This window comes from Stieleria sp. JC731 (assembly GCF_020966635.1).
In the GTDB taxonomy this organism is placed as follows: domain Bacteria; phylum Planctomycetota; class Planctomycetia; order Pirellulales; family Pirellulaceae; genus Stieleria.
The window spans coordinates 1,253,962-1,271,409 of record NZ_JAJKFQ010000005.1; the positions used below are offsets into that span (position 1 = coordinate 1,253,962).

Sequence of the window (17,448 nt, forward strand, 5' to 3'; positions counted from 1 at the left end):
TCTCGCACTTTTGCTACATCTGGCGATAAACAGGCTAAGCACTGGCGAGTGTCATGTCCGATAAGACCGTCACGACCGGATCTTTGTGCGAGTAACGCACAAGATTTCATTTTGCACCTTGGCGCGTGCCGTGGGGGGAAGCCATGTCGCTTTCCGAGCGGACGCTACGGACGACTTTAATTAGACGGTGGAACAGCGATGTCGGTACGGAAGCTGACGGCTAGAGTTATTGGATCTCTTGTGTTGCTTTGCGGCATGGCTTCGGCCCAGGCTCAACAGCATCTCCCAATTGCCGATCCATTCGAGTTCGAACCTGATTTTCGTTGGTTTGAACCGATCTATGATGCGGATTTGGCGGACATTAAGCCAAAGAAACGGGCAAACACAGGTTGGTTTGCCACCTACGATCGACTGTACCTTTATGGCAGTCGACCTGAGATTGACACCATTGATTTCGGGGAATTTGACACTCGACTCGACGGTGGTGCAGGTCACCGCTACGAAGTCGGCTTCATGCTTCCCGATGCTGATACAGGATTCCTGTTCAGCTGGGTCAACAATGATGTTGGCGAATTTTATCGGACACGCCATGAGCGTGGAAACCGCATCAACGAAGATGAGTTGGGCGGCACCGCAACCAACCAGGGAAACCCCTTCGGTTTGGAAGCGATTCCAGGTATCTCCAACAATACCGGATTCAACTACCGCTTTGTCGACGAGTTGGATAGCTTGAACGTGATGTCATTTGACAGCTACGAACTGAGCAAGACTTGGCGAATGGAGCCGTATCACTACGGTGGAATCCTGGAGCCATTGGTCGGCGTACGCTGGTTCCGATTGAAGGACACCTACGCGGCGTCAAACTTCGTTAGCTCGAACGATCCGATCCAACTGGCAGCCACACCAAACTTTGAAACGACGTTTGGCAACGCTGCGGAACAGTTGACGATCGACCAAGCGTTCACCGAAAACGAAGCACTGACTGCACAGCTCGGTTTCCGTTACTTCAAGTTCATCGATCGCTTTATCCTGTCAGCTGACTTCCGAGCCTTCGCTGGTGGAAACTGGCAAAGCAGCGTTAGCAACAAATGGATCGAAACCGTCGTTTACGATTCGACCGCACCGATCACGCAAGGTGACGAAGTGGCTCGAATCCTTCGAGAGTCGACCTCACCGGTCCACTCGCGAAACGAAGAGTTCTTCTTGGGCTTCGATGTTCGTGGCGACTTGGCATACCAGATCACCCGTGACATCACTGTCCGAACTGGTTTCCAACTGATCGACATCGAGCGTGGACTGTGGCGAGGCGGAAACGGTACGAATGCATCGGTTCCCGGTGGCGACAATGACCAAGATTACCTGATGGTCGGCTACACCTTCGGTTTGACTTTGAATCGATAAGTCAAACATCCGGTCGATCAAAATTGGTGCAAAAGAAAAGCCACGGCGGAATCATTCCGTCGTGGCTTTTGCTATATGTCTGGTTGGGAAGGTGGCTGAAAACTATTGCTTTGAAGCCATCTCTCGCAACTCTTCCAGCTCCATCGTCAGACGATGACGAAGCGGGCTTTCTGGACGAAGCTCTTCATCCAGCAGATCCTCTGCCTTGTCGAAAACGTCTTCCCCTCGGTTGGGGTCGCTGATCAGGCTGCGGAACATTTCTTCAACGGTAGCTTCGGTTAGCAAAACGGACTCCTCGTTGGGCTACTGCGACTTTTAAACGCGCGGGCGTGTTTGGCCAATCAAACACATTTCGTCGCCAACCACACGTTGCATGCCACTCTTCGATTCTAAGTTCGTTCGTGCGTGTCGCAAGGTGTTGCGGTGGTTTTCACTCCAGAAATCACCGGTACCAACGGTGTAGTTGACGCTCACGGACACCAAGAAAATGGGCCGTCTGGATCCCCCAGTTTCGCAGCGTCTGACGCACAATTCCGCGTTTTTTCCAACGCCTGGCGTCGACATGGACACATGCGTCAATCAACACAGGCCAACTTCGACGGCGCAACGCCTGCGATAAGACGACATCTTCCATCAGTGGATTTGTCTGAAAACCGCCGACACTTTGGTAAAGCTTGCGATCAACAAACATCGCCTGATCGCCAAAGGGAAGACCTCGCAGCCTGATTCGCATCGCATTACCCGATTCAAGCAGCCGGTAAGATATCCCCGCTTCGTCAATGCGCTGCCGAAATCCGCCCCACAGGCTTTGGTCTGTGTGCCCTAAGTTTGTGCAACCGTTTGCATGGCGGCAAAGCTGTTCTACACAGTCGGTCTCCAACCAGTTGTCTGCGTGCAGGAACAGCAGCATCGGGGCATTGCTCAATCTGGCGGCATGGGCCAGCTGTAGACCGCGTCCGGGTTGTGTGTGGACGACAACCGCTTGATGCGACTGAGCAAGCGTGATGGTGTTGTCGGTGCTGCCACCGTCGGCGACGATGACGTTCCTGACACCATTGTCATGTGCCGATCGAATTGCTTTCGCGATATTGGCTTCCTCGTTTAATGCCGGTATCACGACGCAAAAATCCGTTGGCACCACGTTGGTCTTCGCCCTTCAATCGATGTGTATACGTGCAATCGTGCACATTCGGCGCAATGCTGGTTTCGTTGTGAACTCTACGTTCATGCTCGATTCCAAGTCGATCGCCCATCGTTTGGGCAAACTACAACGTTTGGACTTCGCGATAACGCATGAAGGCGATCGGTCCAAGAATCAGCAATGGAATCCACGCAGCCAATGCAGGTGTAAACAAAATCCCAGCGCCACCAAGAGCACTGCCGATTGTTTTGAGTGAAAAGAATAGCAGCACCATGGTCATCGCCGATGCGATGGTGACAAAAAGCTTGCGGTCACGCCGATTGACGACCAGTGGAAGTCCCAGAAGGACTAGTGCGAAGTCGAGTGGTACCCGGATCAGACGCTCGTGAAGTAGCACGGTAACACTGAGCGGGTTGTGAACTGCCGGATTTCGAAGACGCTCGGCCAGATGCATCGTGCTGCATAGTCGCGTGGATGATTGGTCGGTTTGCAGGATTTCAGCATTAACGGTGGTGGTGACAAAGCATTCGCGAGGTCCAATCCAATCGTGCTGTTTGGATGTCATCAAAACCGAACGATTGCCCACACCGGCTGAATCCAGACTGTCAACATCTTTGGGGATCTCGACGATCTGCATCAAGTATCCTTCGCCGTGATTTTCGTTGGCTGGCAACCACTGGGCGGTCTTGGCGATTAGAGCATCGCCGAAGCCTTCGTAGTCACCGTCGAGGCTGAAGCGAGGGTTGATGATTTGACGGCTACGCGGCTTGATCGATTCACCTTGCAGTAAAATTCCGCTGATCTTGTCGTAGCTCGGCAGGATTGGCTGTGGGTTATCGCCAGTGATGTCTCTGTTTTTCATCGATAACACGTCACGCATCGATGGCAGCAACATTTCGCGGCTGGCGAACTGAGCCAATATGATCAGGCCTGAGGCGATCACCATCGCGCGGAATAGTCGTCCGTGGGAAACACCTGCGGCAAGTGTCGAGGTGAGTTCTCCCGTCCGCCGCAACCACCCGACCACGAACAGCAATGACATCAATGCGATGATTGCTCCGGTCCAGTCAAACAGCAGCAGCAAGTATGGACCGTAGAACTCCGCCATCACCATGGCGAGCGACATGCCGCGTTTTTCGGCAAGTTCGGCCAAATCTGTCATGTTTGTAAAAGCATGAAAGACGATGAAGATGCCTGAAAGCGATAAAAACGACACGGTAAACGTGCGTAAGTACAGGTTCAGGATGTAGCGGTCGATTTGCGTCACGGTCGATCAAACGCGGCACGCGTCATAAAAGTTTCAGCTGGTTTCGCAGAGCATCCCAGTCTGCCCAGACCGTCGCAAGATCGATCGCCGAATTCGGTCGCGATGCGTAGTCAGCACCCATCGAAAGTTTAGAAACGCCTTCTCGATAGAGGGGCGCATACAACGCCACAACTGTCGCGAAGATCGATTCACGACGGCAGCGTCAAAATTATGCTGGATGAATGGTGATTACCGCTGTTCGCGGTACGTCGCCCAGCTGAGATAAATCAGCACTCCGCCCAAAATGGCGAACGTCAGGTCCATCATTAGGCTTGCGCCACCTAAAACTTGCAACGCTCCGACGCCAGCCAAAATGGCGACCGAATCAAGCAGGAATAGGCAGACCACCAAGATCGACGCAACAAGGCTGAAGAGACAAAGGGCCTTGGGCATCAATCAAACCTCAGTAGTAGTTGAAAATCTGGAAGCAGAACCAAGTTACTAGTCCAATCGCGGCCACGAAAGGTCAGCAGTATAGTTACCTGACCGTCACTTTCCCAAGCCTACGCTAAATCGCTAGTTTACCGATTTGGACTTCGGGCGGGGGACACAACAATTTTTCTGCAAATTCCGGTTGAAGGGGCAGTCAGAGTGCAAGATTCATTGGGCGCCAGTTCGCAGCCATCTGTTGAGAATCATCCATGGGACTGGTGGCGAATGCAAATGCCGGTGACCAAAAACTGGGCGTATTTGGACCATGCTGCTGTCGGGCCGCTAACAAAACCGGCTGCCAACGCGTTCCGCCGCTATGCCGAAGAAGCCGAGACGCAGGGAGACACCGTCTGGCCCAGTTGGGCCGGGCGAATGGATGAACTACGCCGCGCCGCGGCCGAATTGCTACGGACCCAGCGAGATGAAATTTGCTTGGTGCCGAATACCTCTACCGGCATTAACATCGTTGCTGAAGGGTATCCGTGGAAAAGTGGCGATAGTGTGGTCGTGCCCGAAGGAGAATTTCCCAGCAATCTTTTTCCCTGGGAAAACCAAGCCAGTCGTGGAGTCGAGATTCGCAAAGTCGCACGGCGTGAGAACGGTGTTGTCTCGATCGACGATCTTCTGGCGGCATGTGACCAAAGCACCAAGCTTATCGCACTATCGTGGGTCGGCTACGCCAGTGGCTTTCGGGTCGATGTTCAGGAGCTTGTCGAACGTGCCCATCAACGCGGAATTTTGGTTTTCTTAGATGCGATCCAAGGACTCGGAGTTTTCGATTTAGATCTCGATCAGGTTGATGTCGATTTCCTAGCAGCGGACGGGCACAAGTGGCTGCTAGGGCCCGAAGGGATGGGAATCGCTATGATCCGGCGTCGGCACCTTGATCTGTTGCGATGCGGAAATGTCGGCTGGAATAGCGTGCAGAACGCGTTCAACTATGCGAAGCCCGAATTGGAATTGCGAAACTCAGCAGAGCGTTTCGAACCCGGTTCGGCAAACATGGGAGGCGGCGCCGCGCTTGCGGCCAGTTTGGATTTGTTTTTGACTGTTAGAAATCACCATGGTGTCGATGCAATCTCAGGGCGCGTACTGGGGCTGGCAACAGAATTGATCGGTCAATTGCGTTCACGAGGATTTGTGGTGCGTGCTCAACCGGAGTTGCAGTTTCAATCCGGAATCGTGACATTCGAAGTCCCGGGGATGAATCCGGTCGATGTCCGCAGCAAACTTTTACACGCAGGTTGTGTTGTCAGTTGCCGAGACGGTGGCATTCGGGCGAGCGTGCATGCGTACAACAATTTAGATGATATCTCGCGAATGTTGCGAGCAATCTAGCGGTTGGCGAACACCGTCTTCGTAGTCGTTATGCTGTTGGCGGTACGCTTCTTATCTTGGTCTCGATTTTCTTTTTCCTGTCTACTTCAAGCCGGAACGGGTATGTCCACAGATGGAAAACAAATCGCGGTGTACACCGGATCGTTTGATCCTGTGACACTGGGGCACCTGCACATCATCCATCGCGCAAGCCGTCTGTTCGAAACATTGATCATTGGGATCGGTGTAAACGCGGACAAACGTTCGCTGTTTACTCCCGATCAGCGTCGAGATTTGGTCGAGACTGTGACGAAAGATCTGCCCAACGTTCGGGTCGAATTCTTTGATGGACTGGCGGTCGACTTTGTTCGATCACAACAGTCCCGGGTGATGGTGCGAGGGATTCGCCCACTAACGGATATCGCGGGCGAGTTCACGATGATGATGGCGAACCGGCAATTGGATAGCGATATCGAGACAGTCTTTCTGATGGCTGACGAGCGATTTGCACACGTCAGCAGCTCGCTGCTAAAGCAAATCGCCGGGATCAGCGATGACGACGAGAAGCTGGCCAAGTTTGTGCCGCGAGAAATCATCCGCCCGTTGCGCGAGCGAATGCGTTCGGCCGAATAGGTCAAAACAACAACGAGCGATCATCCGGACGCGTCGAAGTCAGACCGACGCGTCGCGGAGGTTCAATTTCATCCGCCAGGAAGCGAACTCAGGAAAGGATCTTGCTGCGAAGCTCGGTGAGCAGATCGATCGCACCTCCGATTTCAGCCTTTTGGCGTTCGGGGTCTTCTGGAATTTCGCGTTCGATTGTCAAAGACCCGGTGTATCCGATTTCGTGAAGGGCGGTCAGATACTTTTCGATGTCAACGTCGCCCTTGCCGAGCGGAACTTCGCGTCCCCAGGTTTCGCCCGGATGATCGCTCCATGTCCCGTCTTTGCAGTGAACGCTGCGGACGTGAGGGGCAAGCATCCGTAGAGCTTCGATCGGTTCGCCAGTACCGTAAAGAATCATGTTGGCCGGATCGAAGTTAATCTTTAGGTTGTCGCAACCTACAGCGGCGATGAATTGCATCAAACCTTCAGCGGTTTCTTGACCGGTTTCAAGATGCAGAAACTGGCCGTTCTCATTGCAGTGATCACAAAGCTTTGCCGTGACGGCAACGATTTGGTCGTATTGCGGATCATTCGTGTCTTCGGGGATGAATCCCAAATGCAACGCGATCGTGTCACAACCGAGAGCTTTGGCGAAGTCGGAGATTTCGCACATCTCGCGTAATCGCGATTCGCGTGAGGCTTGGGGAACCAAACCGATGGTCTGCTGAACCGTTGGAATGTCCGCATAGCTTTCGCCCTCAAAGCCGCCGAAAACGGCGGTGCATTGGACACCCATTTCGGCAAGCTGCTCTTTGAGCTTCTCCGCATCTTCGGCGCTACGTTGACCTTGGTGCGGTGCATGCAGCTGAATGGTGGGGAGGCCAAGTTCTGAAATCACATCCCACTTGACTCCGAGTCCTGCATCGACCGAGGCAAAAACGCCAATTGCCCAATCTTCCATATCGAAAGGTCCTGTTAATAGCTGTTTTGGTTTGAGGTGGTTGTCAATCTTTACCGGAGAGGCGCGATTGTTCAATCAGACATTTTGCAATCAGACGACGTTCGATCAGACGACGAACATTCGTAGGTAGTTGCTGCTTTGACAAAGCGCACGCAGGCAATCCTCGTGGGAGCCCTCATAAGCACGATCTTCGACTTCCACACAAACCGGGCCGTTGTATCCGGTGTCGACCAGCGCACCGAAGAATTTTCCCCAATCGATATCGCCGAGACCTGGAAGCTTGGGCGAATGCCACAAATTTGGGTTGGCGAATGTGCCGACCTGATTCAGCCGATGTCGATCGATGCGAAGATCTTTGGCGTGAACATGAAACAGCTTGTCTGCAAAATCTGCGAGCGGCTGAACGTAGTCCATGTGCTGTAGGACTAAGTGTGAAGGATCAAAGTTCAGCCCAAAGCAATCGCTGGGGATGTCGTCAAACATCCGCCGCCAAATGTCAGGTGAATGGGCCAAGTTTTTTCCACCGGGCCACTCATCGTTGGTGAAGTACATCGGGCAGTTTTCGATTGCCACTCGTACCTGATGTTTTTCTGCAACGTCGATAATCGGTTTCCATGTCTCAAGAAAACGCGGCCAGTTGTCTTCGACGCTTTTCGTCCAGTCACGACCGATAAACGAGGTCATCGTGTTCACGCCTAGCTTGGCAGATGCCTCGATAACGGCCTTGATATGTTCCACCGCGATCTTGGCTTCATCCAAGTCTGGTGACAACGCATTGGGATAGTAGCCCAGGCCGCTGATGGTGACGTCGTGCTCTTCTTGCAATTCGTTGATCGATTCAATCTGGCTGTCATCTAGCGAAAGCACATCGATATGCGTGACGCCGGCGTAACGGCGGGTCGCTTTGCCAGGCGGCCAACACATAACTTCCATGCAGTCGTAGCCATTTTCTTCGGCAATCTCGAACGCATCTTCCAAACTTGCGTCGGGAACAATCGCTGTCACATATCCAAGTTGCATCGCTGCGTTACTCCTCAAGCAATGAATCCGAAACGGTATCACCGTCACCGTTCCAGGTGGGTGATCGATATTTTGTATTCCCAGGGCGAACCGTGGCTTTATCGGTTAGCAATCGCAGGTGTTCGCTGGCGAAAAGAGTGGGAACGATTCGATCGGCCCGTTTTAGGCGATAGAGGATACAGCCTTTTCGGGCGACGTAGTACATACCCCAAACGGTCGCCACGAAATGTTCGCGATCGAATCCCGTTCCGACCGTTTCAACTTGATCACCGATTTCGATCCCGTCGTGATCGAGTTTCAACCACATTGCCGGACGTAAACGGAATCGCAACGCGCCGTATTCGTAGTGGTAGTACGTCCCGTCAAATCGAAAGCGTTTCAGCACACGTGGGCTGGGGATCAGCTTGGTCGCGATCGCGACATCATCCGGGTGGACGAACGCTTGACCGTTTTCTGGCCAGCGTAAAAAGCATCCGTAGTCAGGGAGCCGTGGGTATTGCATGTCATTGGCGAATGAACATCAGAAAAACAGTGGCGGTTCGGCATTTGTCAAACCGGATTGCAGTGTAGCGGACCGTTGGCATCCGATGGGCGGCATGCGTCGTTGGGCGATTGAAAATCAATCGCTTTGCACATCAACATGAAAGAATTGTTTCGGCAACCCGATTCGGGTGGGATATTCATCTGAACTGCGAACCCGGACAGCGTGCCCGGACAGCGTGCCCGGACAGCGTGCCCGGACAGCGTGCCCGAACTGTGCCGTGGGAAAGGATTTGCGCATTGGCGCAAGCTGGATCCGGGTGAGTACAAAAGGCGGTCGAATTGCGTTCCCTTAACGACACGGGAGGTACACTTCTGTGTCTCTCATCTGTCGCCGCACCCGGAACTCTTTTCTTGATGACTAAACCAGCTAGCCAGCCTGCCGTGGGGATCGACCTTGGCACCACGTTTTCAGCAATTGCGTTTCTCGATCCGACCGGGCGTCCTGAAACGATACGCAATTCCGAAGGTGATCTGACAACGCCGAGCGCAGTATTCTTTGATCACAAGCGTCCGATTGTAGGGATCGAAGCAGCCGAGGCTGGTTTACTGGAACCGGATCGTCTGGCACTGTTCGCTAAACGAGACGTCGGTGAATCGTTCTACGAAAAAGAAATTCGTGGAAAGCATTTGCCCGCCGAAGTGATCGAGGCATTGATCCTACGCAAGCTGAAAGCGGATGCCGAACTGATGCTCGGGCCAATTGAAAAAGCCGTGATCACCGTTCCTGCATTCTTTAATGAACCCTGCCGAAAGGCGACTCAGGATGCGGGACGGCTAGCCGGATTGGATGTCTTGGACATCATCAACGAGCCGACTGCTGCAGCGATTACCTATGGCGTTCAACAGGGGTTTTTGAGTCTCGACGGCGGCAGCCGAGAAGCCGAGACTGTTCTGGTCTACGACCTTGGCGGCGGCACATTCGATGTCACCGTGATGAAGATCGAAAACGGAAACTTCAACACGATCGCGACCGCAGGCGATGTCTATCTGGGAGGTGTTGATTGGGACAAACGCGTTGTCGATTTCATCGCCGAAGCCTTTGAAAAAGAACATGGCGTCGATCCTCGTGATGATCCACAGGCCGAACAAGAGTTGCTTCGCAAAGCAAACCAGACCAAGCATGCGTTGACGCAGCGTGAATCGGTGACCGTTGCGTTTGCGCACGATGGACGGCGGCTACGCACCGAGATTACGCAGCAAGAGTTCTCTGATCGCTGCGCCGATTTGGTCGAGCGAACTTTGATGACCGTGCAACTGGTTTTGGATGACGCCGATGTCGACTGGTCAAAGTTGACTCGTTTGATCTTGGTCGGCGGGTCGACTCGTATGCCGATGATCCGTCAAGAACTGGAGCGACTTAGCGGGATGGAATTGGACCGTTCGCTATCGCCCGATGAAGCGGTCAGTCACGGTGCTGCTCTTTATGCCGGGATGTTGATGGCGGGGCAAAACGACAAGTCCGGCATTTCAGTCAGCAATGTCAACTCGCATGATTTGGGGATCTTGGCAGTGGACCCCAAAACCGGCCAGCCACGCCGACAAATCATGATTCCCCGGAACAGCCATTTGCCAGCGCGAAAGATGGTTCGCTTCCGGACCCATTCGGACAATCAAGCCAACGTCAAAATTGAAATCGTCGAAGGCGGCGATGATCGGGGCACCAATGCGACTCGGATCGGACGATGTATCGTCGAAGATTTACCACGTGGGACTCCCAAGGGGACGCACGTCGATGTGCGATTTGATTATGCACGTGATGGTCGATTGACGGTGCATGCATCGCTTCCTGAAATCGATCGGAAGATCACGATGACGCTAAACCGGGCTGCCGGCTTATCCGATTCTGAAATTCAAATCTGGTCGGAACGTTTAGACCAAGGACTCAGCGACGCGATGTTGGCTTCACTGCCAGCCGATGGTAGCGTGGTTGCAGAGATCGAACTGAATTCGGAAAACGCTGATACTGATCTCGATGTTGTGAAAGAACAGACCGATGCGGAACTGCCCGCAACATCGGATACGTCGTCTCAAACCGCGACCGACATCAACGCCATACTAGGAACGCTTGGCACTACGCCGCAACCAGTCGCCAGCGCTGCCGAGCCTACGCAAATCGAGTCGGCATCGGATAGTGAAGAGGTCGATTTTTCAGAGCTGAAAGCGATCGACGTTTTGGAACCTATCGCGAATGACAGGAAAGCTTCGATCAGTCAGACAGCCCCGGCAAATCTATTTGCACCAACCGAGCCACTTACATCGAAAACGGATGTTGTGAAGGCGGCGAGTAGTGTCCCTGCAAGCAGTGTTCCAGCGGTGAATCCTGCTGAAAAAGCTCCGCAGGTGAAGATCGATCTCGGCGACCAAGTTTCCGAGTCACCGGCTAAAATCAATGCCGATGAACTGCAGAGCTTTGCGAAGGCGTCCGTTGATCCCAAACCCGTGATCAAGGAAAAGCCGAAGATCGATCTGGGGAGTTCCGATTCGGTTGCCAAAGCAGACTCAGGTGACCTCGCAATGTTGGCAGCGCTATCCGGCGGTCAATCGACCCCAAAGGCAGCGTCGGTGGATACGCCGTTTATCGTCACTGATAAATCGCCGAAGACGGATGGAAAACCTGCTGAGAAGCCAAAGAAGTCAGGATTCTTTGGACGCAAAAAGCGGTAGTTGATTTGCGAAACTGAACAGGGCTGGTCTTCACCTACTCTTCTTCGGCTGGCTTGCTAGTATGAAGTCACTTGTTCGACCAACAAGTGTCTGTAGCTTAGGCATGGGTTTTACGCGACTAGTGAGTCTGGATTTTCAGGTGCGAAGAATCCACAGAGGTCTGTTTCGTGATCGAACGCGATTGCTGGTATGGTCCCAGGGTTGAGGTCTGACATTTCTTTTACATTGTTTTGAATCGATTCCGACCAAGAAAAACTGGTTTCAAGGTTTATTGGATACAGAAGCATTCGACCGTTCAAAGGCTGCAGCGGATTTTTGGCGATCATCGATGACGCGACCGCATCCACAGCCTGACCCCGGCCAATTAATGGAGTCACAAAATGTCTGCCTTTTCTTGGATCTGTCCTCCAGCCATGATGATCGCCCTCGTGACGATCGTGGGGCTGCCCGCGCATGAAGACTCTGCGAAAGTAAACATCGCCTCGCAAATTCAGTTAGATGTCGGTGTCTCAAAGCCGACGATGTTGTCCGGCAAAAAAAACCAGGTCAATCACCTGCGGATCTCATTGACCGGTTTCGAGCTGCCAGCTAGCCAAAAGCGTCCACCGGTGAACACTGCGATCGTGATCGATCAAAGTGGGTCGATGAATGGTGAGAAAATTGCTCAAGCTCGGAAAGCGGCGATCACAGCTGTAGAGCGTTTACGGGACGATGACATTGTCTCAATCGTGCTGTATTCCGATTCGGCCAACGTACTGGTGCCGGCAACCAAAGCATCGGATCGTGAAGCGATTATCGAGAAGATTCAATCGATCAAAGCAGGCGGTAGCACGGCTCTGTTTGCCGGGGTCAGCAAAGGAGCCGCTGAGGTTCGAAAGTTCCACGACGGTGGATATGTCAACCGAGTGATCTTGTTGAGTGATGGGAAAGCGAACGTCGGTCCCAAAAGTCCTCGCGAATTAGAACGGCTCGGAATTTCGTTGGTCAAAGAAGGCATCAGCGTTAGCACGTTGGGGCTTGGTCTGGGGTACAACGAAGACCTGATGAGCCGTCTGGCTTCGGCCGGCAGCGGCAACCACATGTTTGTCGAAGAGGCAGACGACTTGGTCGCTGTTTTTCAGAAAGAGTTTAATGACTTGCTAAGTGTCGTGGCGAGCGAGTTTGAAATCCACGCGACCATTGGCGAAGGAATCCGACCAGTACGCGTTCTCAACAATGAAGCCGACATCAGTGGACAGGATATCTATATCCCGTTGACTCAGCTTTACGCGCGTCAGCAACGCTACTTTGTTGTCGAAGTGGAAGTGCCCGAAGGTGAAGATGGACAGAAACGTCCCATGGCTTCCGTCTCGGTCAAGTACAAGAACATGGTCAGTGAAAACACCGACACGCTGTCCAGCCAAGTTGAAATCAGCTACTCCGAGGACGAGAAGGTCGTTGAACAGGACATCGACTACGAGACGTACGCCTTGTGTGCTATCCAAATCGCCAATGATGCGAACATTCGAGCAACGCGATTGCGTGATCAGGGCAATATTGATGAAGCCAAGCAGATCTTGATGCGCAACTGTGCACAGCTCGAAGAGATTGATCTAGCTGTTGGTGGAATGCTTGCCGAACCTTTGGCGAAAGAGGTTAAACGCAATGCCAAGTTAAACGGCATGCAGTCGCAAATGTTAGAGCTTCCTGCGGAGTGGAATCGTTCACGTAAAATGATGATTTACGAACAGAATCGCAACGCGGCACAGCAAGACTATCGCGTTGATGCCCCTTCACCAAAAAGTCCCTAGTGCTTCGTTCTACATCGATTTTAGGATTGGTCGTATGGTGTTGGCCACGGTTCGAGTGCAATAACCGGGGCTAACGCCCGTCGGCTGATGACCTGAACCCGCTCGGATTTAGGATTAGCCGTATGGTGTTGGTCACGGTTCGAGTGCAATAACCGGGGCTAACGTCCGTCAGCTGATGACCCGAAGTCGCTCGATTTAAGGATTAGCCGCATGGCGTTAGCCACGGTTCGAGTGCAACTACCAGGGCTAACGCCCATCGGCTGATGCCCCGAAGCCGTATTTTCATATGGAACGAAACACTGGTCGAGGGATTGGCGCTGACAATTGAACCAAGCAGCGTCTGTTTGGTTGCTGATTCGCCGAAGCTCGCGTGTTAACGATGCGGACAATGGTGGGATTGTTCGTTCTGATTGTGAACTTTGGAATTGAATTAGACGCTTCGATAGACGCTGCTTGCGATAACCCTGTGGTAAACTTTGTTCGCAAGCTTGCCATTGCCAAACGGTTTTCCTGCAACCAGATTTCAATCGAATATCGCGTCTGAAATAATCTGTCCATGCCCCGTCGTCTGTTTCTTGCGCTACTTTTGCTCGTCATCACCCCAATCGTGATGTTGGGTTGGTTGAGTGCGAGTGCGACACGGCAAAGTGAAGTTGCCGCCAAAGAGGCTTTGGCGAATCTATTGTCGACGCAGCTTTACGAAGTTAGCGACAACATCGCCGATGTGTTCGCGACTTATGCAAAGCAGCTCGACGATGCACTTATTGATGCGGATGACTGTCGAGACGTCTTGCGGCAAATGCGTCGAGAAAACCCGATCGTCCGCCAGGGGATTCTAATCAATCGAGAAGGGCAATTGGTCTTTCCACAGCAGGTCGACCTGAGTGGTCGCGAGGGCGCCGAGATCGCAGCGACTTTGTCCAGCATCATTGACGGTCGACCGTTGTTTACACCACAAAATGTGAATTCATCCGGTGCCAAAGGTGGCGCCAAAGGAGGTGGCGACCTCTCGCAAAATGATGATCCGGGAATCGCTCAGCAAATGGCGGTACCAAGTTCCCAAAGTCAACAGAACTATTTGCAGACTCCGATGCGGCAGTCGGTCCAAATCGCGTCTCCTCCACTGCGTATCACCAGAAGTGAATCACCCCAATCGCAATGGCAACGTTGGTATTTGGGAGACGGTGCCCAGGTGATCTATTGGATCGGTGTCCCTGATGGCATTTCGGTCGGAATCATTCTTGATCGCAGCCGTTGGATGGCTGATGTGATTGCGACTTTGCCCGATGATCAGCGTCGTGTTTCGGCCGATGGGGATGACGCGTTTTCAGATCTGAACGGCAAAGCGTCTAATGCGTCGGCATCTATCGGTAGTGTTCGCTTGAATGATGAAGCAGGGCAAAGTATCTACAACTGGGGCGATACAGAGGCGTTTCGTCAGGAACCACTTACGACACACTCGCTTGCTGAGCCGCTCGCAAGTTGGCAGCTTCAGATCTTTGTTGCTCCGGAATTAACGCCACAAGCCACGTTGATGCCGCTTTATATCTCGCTCGGCGGTGTCGGACTGCTGTTGTTGCTCGTTGGTGTCTACGTTCTTACGGCGGTGCGGCGACAGATCATCGAAGCGAGCAGCCGAGTAACGTTTGCAGGGCAAGTGTCACATGAGTTACGAACGCCGCTGACAAACATCAGGCTGTATACGGAACTGGCTGAACTGGATATTGAGAAACTTGAATCCAGTGATCGAAAGGCTTCGCTCTCTTCTCGTTTGCAGGTGATCGATCATGAAAGTCGTCGATTGCAGCGATTGGTTTCGGGGGTGCTCGAGATGATTCGCCCCAGTGGAAAACAGTCGGGCGTCCGCCGTCAAGAAACCGATGTATGTGAATTGCTGCACCAGATTGCACAGCAATTTGAACCGAGTTTTGAATCAGCCGGATTGGCTCTGCAGATCCAGTGTGAACTCAACTGTCATGTTCGGATCGATCCAGATGTGTTCGAATTGGTTATCGTGAACTTGTTAAGCAATGTTGAAAAGTATGTTCAACGCGGAGGCCGGTGTGTGCTCCGTTGCGAAATCGAACGGATCGAAACTCCCGGATCAGAAGCCTCATTTCTAATTGTCGAAGTCAGCGATGATGGCCCGGGAATTAGTCGTCGCGATGCGAAGCGAGTTTTTCAACCTTTTGAACGTTTGGATGATTCGATCAGCGCCCCCAGTGGAACCGGGATCGGGTTGACCATTTCGCGTCGAGCGGCCAGACGACATGGAGGGAACTTAGTGCTAAAACACCAGACGGAACTCGGTGGTGCAGGGTTTCTTTTCTCGCTCGCACTGGACGGATCATTGGGTCGATCAGCAGACGAAACAGTACAGGGGGCGACGTGATGCCACATCGAATCTTGATCGCCGAAGACGACCGAAATACGCGACGGGCGCTCGCCGAAGTTTTGCGAAGTGAAGGGTACGAAGTGACCGAAGCCGCTGATGGCTTGAACGCCAAGTCGCTTTTCGACCAACAGATGCCCGATATGGCGTGCCTGGATGTCATGATGCCGGGAATGAGCGGATATGACGTCTGCAAGTACTTTCGCCAAAAGTCGCCGACGATGCCGATTCTGTTCATCACCGCAAAGGCCGAAGAAATTGACAAAGTTGTCGGTCTAGAGTTGGGGGGCGACGACTACATCGTCAAGCCGTTTGGCACCAAAGAAGTCATCGCCCGGATTCGGGCGGTGGCTCGTCGATGCTTTGTGGACACCGATGTCATCGAACCGGCTACATTCCCAGACAACGTATTCTGGATGGGAGACCTGGAAGTTATTCCACGTGAATTGCGTGCACGACGTGGCGATTCGACCATGACGTTGACTCAGCGTGAACTGCTGATTTTACAAACACTGGCAGCAAAGCCGGGGGAGGTCGTTACACGCCGCGAGCTCTTTCAGCTGGCCTGGGAGGACGATCATGTGCCCAACAGTCGCACGATCGACCAAACGATCAGCCAGCTGCGAAAACGAATCGAAGTTGATCCCAAGCAGCCAAAAATCATTCACACGGTCTACGGTGTCGGTTACCGATTCGAGTAGAATTGAAGGGTCGTCCAATCGTTTCATCCGGAGAAGCGGCTCATCCTGAAAAGGCAATCGCCTGCTGGATTTTGAGACAATTCAATTCCGATGGATACGGCACATCCCCAATTGTCCCACCCCACAATCTAAATCGCTATGACTAATCGACGTCAGTTTCTCGCCTATTCTGCAGCTACTACAGCGGCACTGGGTCTGTCATCAAAGCTTGGGTTCGCCGCCGAAGCGAAGGGCGTTGTCCCCTTTAAAATTTCACTCGCCGAGTGGTCTTTGCACCGAACCTTGTTTGATAAAAGCAAAGGTTTGACCAACATGGACTTTCCACGTTTAGCAAAAGAAGAGTTCGGAATTGACGCCATTGAATACGTCAATCAATTCTTCAAAGACAAAGCCGAAGACCAGAAATACCTTACGGAACTAAAGCAGCGCTGCGAGGATTTGGACGTCAAAAGTCTGATCATCATGTGCGACGGTGAAGGCGCTCTGGGGGACCCCAACAGCGATAAACGCGAACAAGCGGTGAAGAACCATCACAAGTGGGTCGATGCTGCAAAGTTCTTGGGATGTCATTCGATTCGCGTTAACGCGCAAAGCAGCGGCAGCTACGAAGATCAAATGGAGCGTGCCGCTGACGGGCTACGCAAGCTAAGCGAATATGCCAAACCGCACGGCTTGAATGTGATCGTCGAAAATCATGGCGGCCTCAGCAGCAACGGTGCATGGCTTGCCGGAACGATCGCAAAAACCGAAATGGACAACTGCGGCACCCTGCCTGACTTCGGCAACTTCTTCATTCGACGTGGCGATAATCCAGAAGAATACGATCGCTACAAAGGTGTCGAAGAGTTGATGCCGTTTGCGAAAGCGGTCAGCGCGAAGGCTCATGACTTTGATGAGAAAGGCAACGAAACACACACCGATTTCTTCAAGATGATGGGCATCGTCCTAGCACACGGATACAACGGCTACGTCGGCATCGAGTACGAAGGCGGCAAAGATTCCGAATACGACGGGATCAAGAAAACCAAAGCTTTGTTGGAGCGTGTCGCAAGCCGAGTTGTCGAAGGCTAGAGCCGTCGATAGCGAGCCAGCACGTAAACCTGCTCAGCAATTTGCATTCACCGTATCGCCGGACTGTGGGAAAACTTCTATCCCCGGTTCCGGCGATTTTTTT

15 protein-coding genes are annotated in these 17,448 nt (G+C 52.7%); 8 read left to right on the top strand and 7 right to left on the bottom strand.

All coding sequences use genetic code 11. From position 1 onward, the window contains the following. Positions 1-198: 198 nt before the first annotated feature. Positions 199-1,401 (top strand): hypothetical protein, encoded by a 1,203-nt coding sequence (locus LOC67_RS15450; RefSeq protein WP_230263511.1) that lies wholly within the window; start codon positions 199-201, stop codon positions 1,399-1,401. A 102-nt stretch (positions 1,402-1,503) separates the two neighbouring features. Here LOC67_RS15450 and LOC67_RS15455 read toward each other — a convergent pair whose 3' ends face one another. The 4 genes from LOC67_RS15455 to LOC67_RS15470 all read right to left on the bottom strand — a co-directional run bounded on the left by LOC67_RS15455 (position 1,504) and on the right by LOC67_RS15470 (position 4,241). Then, positions 1,504-1,659, bottom strand: coding sequence for a hypothetical protein (locus LOC67_RS15455; protein ID WP_230263512.1), 156 nt, complete (start codon positions 1,657-1,659; stop codon positions 1,504-1,506). A 184-nt stretch (positions 1,660-1,843) separates the two neighbouring features. After that, positions 1,844-2,518 carry a TIGR04283 family arsenosugar biosynthesis glycosyltransferase gene (locus LOC67_RS15460; RefSeq protein WP_230263513.1) on the bottom strand — a complete coding sequence of 225 codons (675 nt, stop codon included), beginning with the start codon at positions 2,516-2,518 and terminating at the stop codon, positions 1,844-1,846. Positions 2,519-2,666: 148 nt separating this feature from the next. Further along, positions 2,667-3,809, bottom strand: coding sequence for an LptF/LptG family permease (locus LOC67_RS15465; protein ID WP_230263514.1), 1,143 nt, complete (start codon positions 3,807-3,809; stop codon positions 2,667-2,669). Between the two features lie 228 nt (positions 3,810-4,037). Continuing rightward, positions 4,038-4,241 carry a hypothetical protein gene (locus tag LOC67_RS15470; protein WP_230263515.1) on the bottom strand — a complete coding sequence of 68 codons (204 nt, stop codon included), beginning with the start codon at positions 4,239-4,241 and terminating at the stop codon, positions 4,038-4,040. Positions 4,242-4,511: 270 nt separating this feature from the next. On the opposite strand from LOC67_RS15470, the gene LOC67_RS15475 reads away from it, so the two are divergent. Both LOC67_RS15475 and coaD read left to right on the top strand, forming a co-directional pair. Next, positions 4,512-5,618 carry an aminotransferase class V-fold PLP-dependent enzyme gene (locus tag LOC67_RS15475; RefSeq protein WP_230263516.1) on the top strand — a complete coding sequence of 369 codons (1,107 nt, stop codon included), beginning with the start codon at positions 4,512-4,514 and terminating at the stop codon, positions 5,616-5,618. Between the two features lie 102 nt (positions 5,619-5,720). Next, the gene (gene coaD / locus LOC67_RS15480; protein WP_230263517.1) at positions 5,721-6,230 is read left to right on the top strand and encodes a pantetheine-phosphate adenylyltransferase; all 510 of its coding nucleotides are present in this window, start codon (positions 5,721-5,723) and stop codon (positions 6,228-6,230) included. Positions 6,231-6,318: 88 nt separating this feature from the next. Here coaD and LOC67_RS15485 read toward each other — a convergent pair whose 3' ends face one another. The 3 genes from LOC67_RS15485 to LOC67_RS15495 all read right to left on the bottom strand — a co-directional run bounded on the left by LOC67_RS15485 (position 6,319) and on the right by LOC67_RS15495 (position 8,686). After that, the gene (locus LOC67_RS15485) at positions 6,319-7,164 is read right to left on the bottom strand and encodes a sugar phosphate isomerase/epimerase family protein (RefSeq protein ID WP_230263518.1); all 846 of its coding nucleotides are present in this window, start codon (positions 7,162-7,164) and stop codon (positions 6,319-6,321) included. A gap of 105 nt (positions 7,165-7,269) precedes the next feature. Further along, the gene (locus LOC67_RS15490) at positions 7,270-8,184 is read right to left on the bottom strand and encodes a sugar phosphate isomerase/epimerase family protein (RefSeq protein ID WP_230263519.1); all 915 of its coding nucleotides are present in this window, start codon (positions 8,182-8,184) and stop codon (positions 7,270-7,272) included. Positions 8,185-8,191: 7 nt separating this feature from the next. Further along, positions 8,192-8,686, bottom strand: coding sequence for a hypothetical protein (locus LOC67_RS15495; protein WP_230263520.1), 495 nt, complete (start codon positions 8,684-8,686; stop codon positions 8,192-8,194). A 395-nt stretch (positions 8,687-9,081) separates the two neighbouring features. On the opposite strand from LOC67_RS15495, the gene LOC67_RS15500 reads away from it, so the two are divergent. The 5 genes from LOC67_RS15500 to LOC67_RS15520 all read left to right on the top strand — a co-directional run bounded on the left by LOC67_RS15500 (position 9,082) and on the right by LOC67_RS15520 (position 17,345). Then, positions 9,082-11,391 carry an Hsp70 family protein gene (locus tag LOC67_RS15500; RefSeq protein ID WP_230263521.1) on the top strand — a complete coding sequence of 770 codons (2,310 nt, stop codon included), beginning with the start codon at positions 9,082-9,084 and terminating at the stop codon, positions 11,389-11,391. Positions 11,392-11,771: 380 nt separating this feature from the next. Next, the gene (locus tag LOC67_RS15505; protein ID WP_230263522.1) at positions 11,772-13,181 is read left to right on the top strand and encodes a vWA domain-containing protein; all 1,410 of its coding nucleotides are present in this window, start codon (positions 11,772-11,774) and stop codon (positions 13,179-13,181) included. A 556-nt stretch (positions 13,182-13,737) separates the two neighbouring features. Further along, entirely contained in the window at positions 13,738-15,573 is a 1,836-nt protein-coding gene (locus LOC67_RS15510) for a sensor histidine kinase (RefSeq protein WP_230263523.1), read from the top strand. Further along, entirely contained in the window at positions 15,573-16,274 is a 702-nt protein-coding gene (locus LOC67_RS15515; RefSeq protein WP_230263524.1) for a response regulator transcription factor, read from the top strand. The genes LOC67_RS15510 and LOC67_RS15515 overlap by 1 nt, the downstream gene beginning before the upstream one ends. A 138-nt stretch (positions 16,275-16,412) precedes the next feature. After that, positions 16,413-17,345 carry a TIM barrel protein gene (locus LOC67_RS15520; protein ID WP_230263525.1) on the top strand — a complete coding sequence of 311 codons (933 nt, stop codon included), beginning with the start codon at positions 16,413-16,415 and terminating at the stop codon, positions 17,343-17,345. The last annotated feature ends 103 nt before the right edge of the window (positions 17,346-17,448 follow it).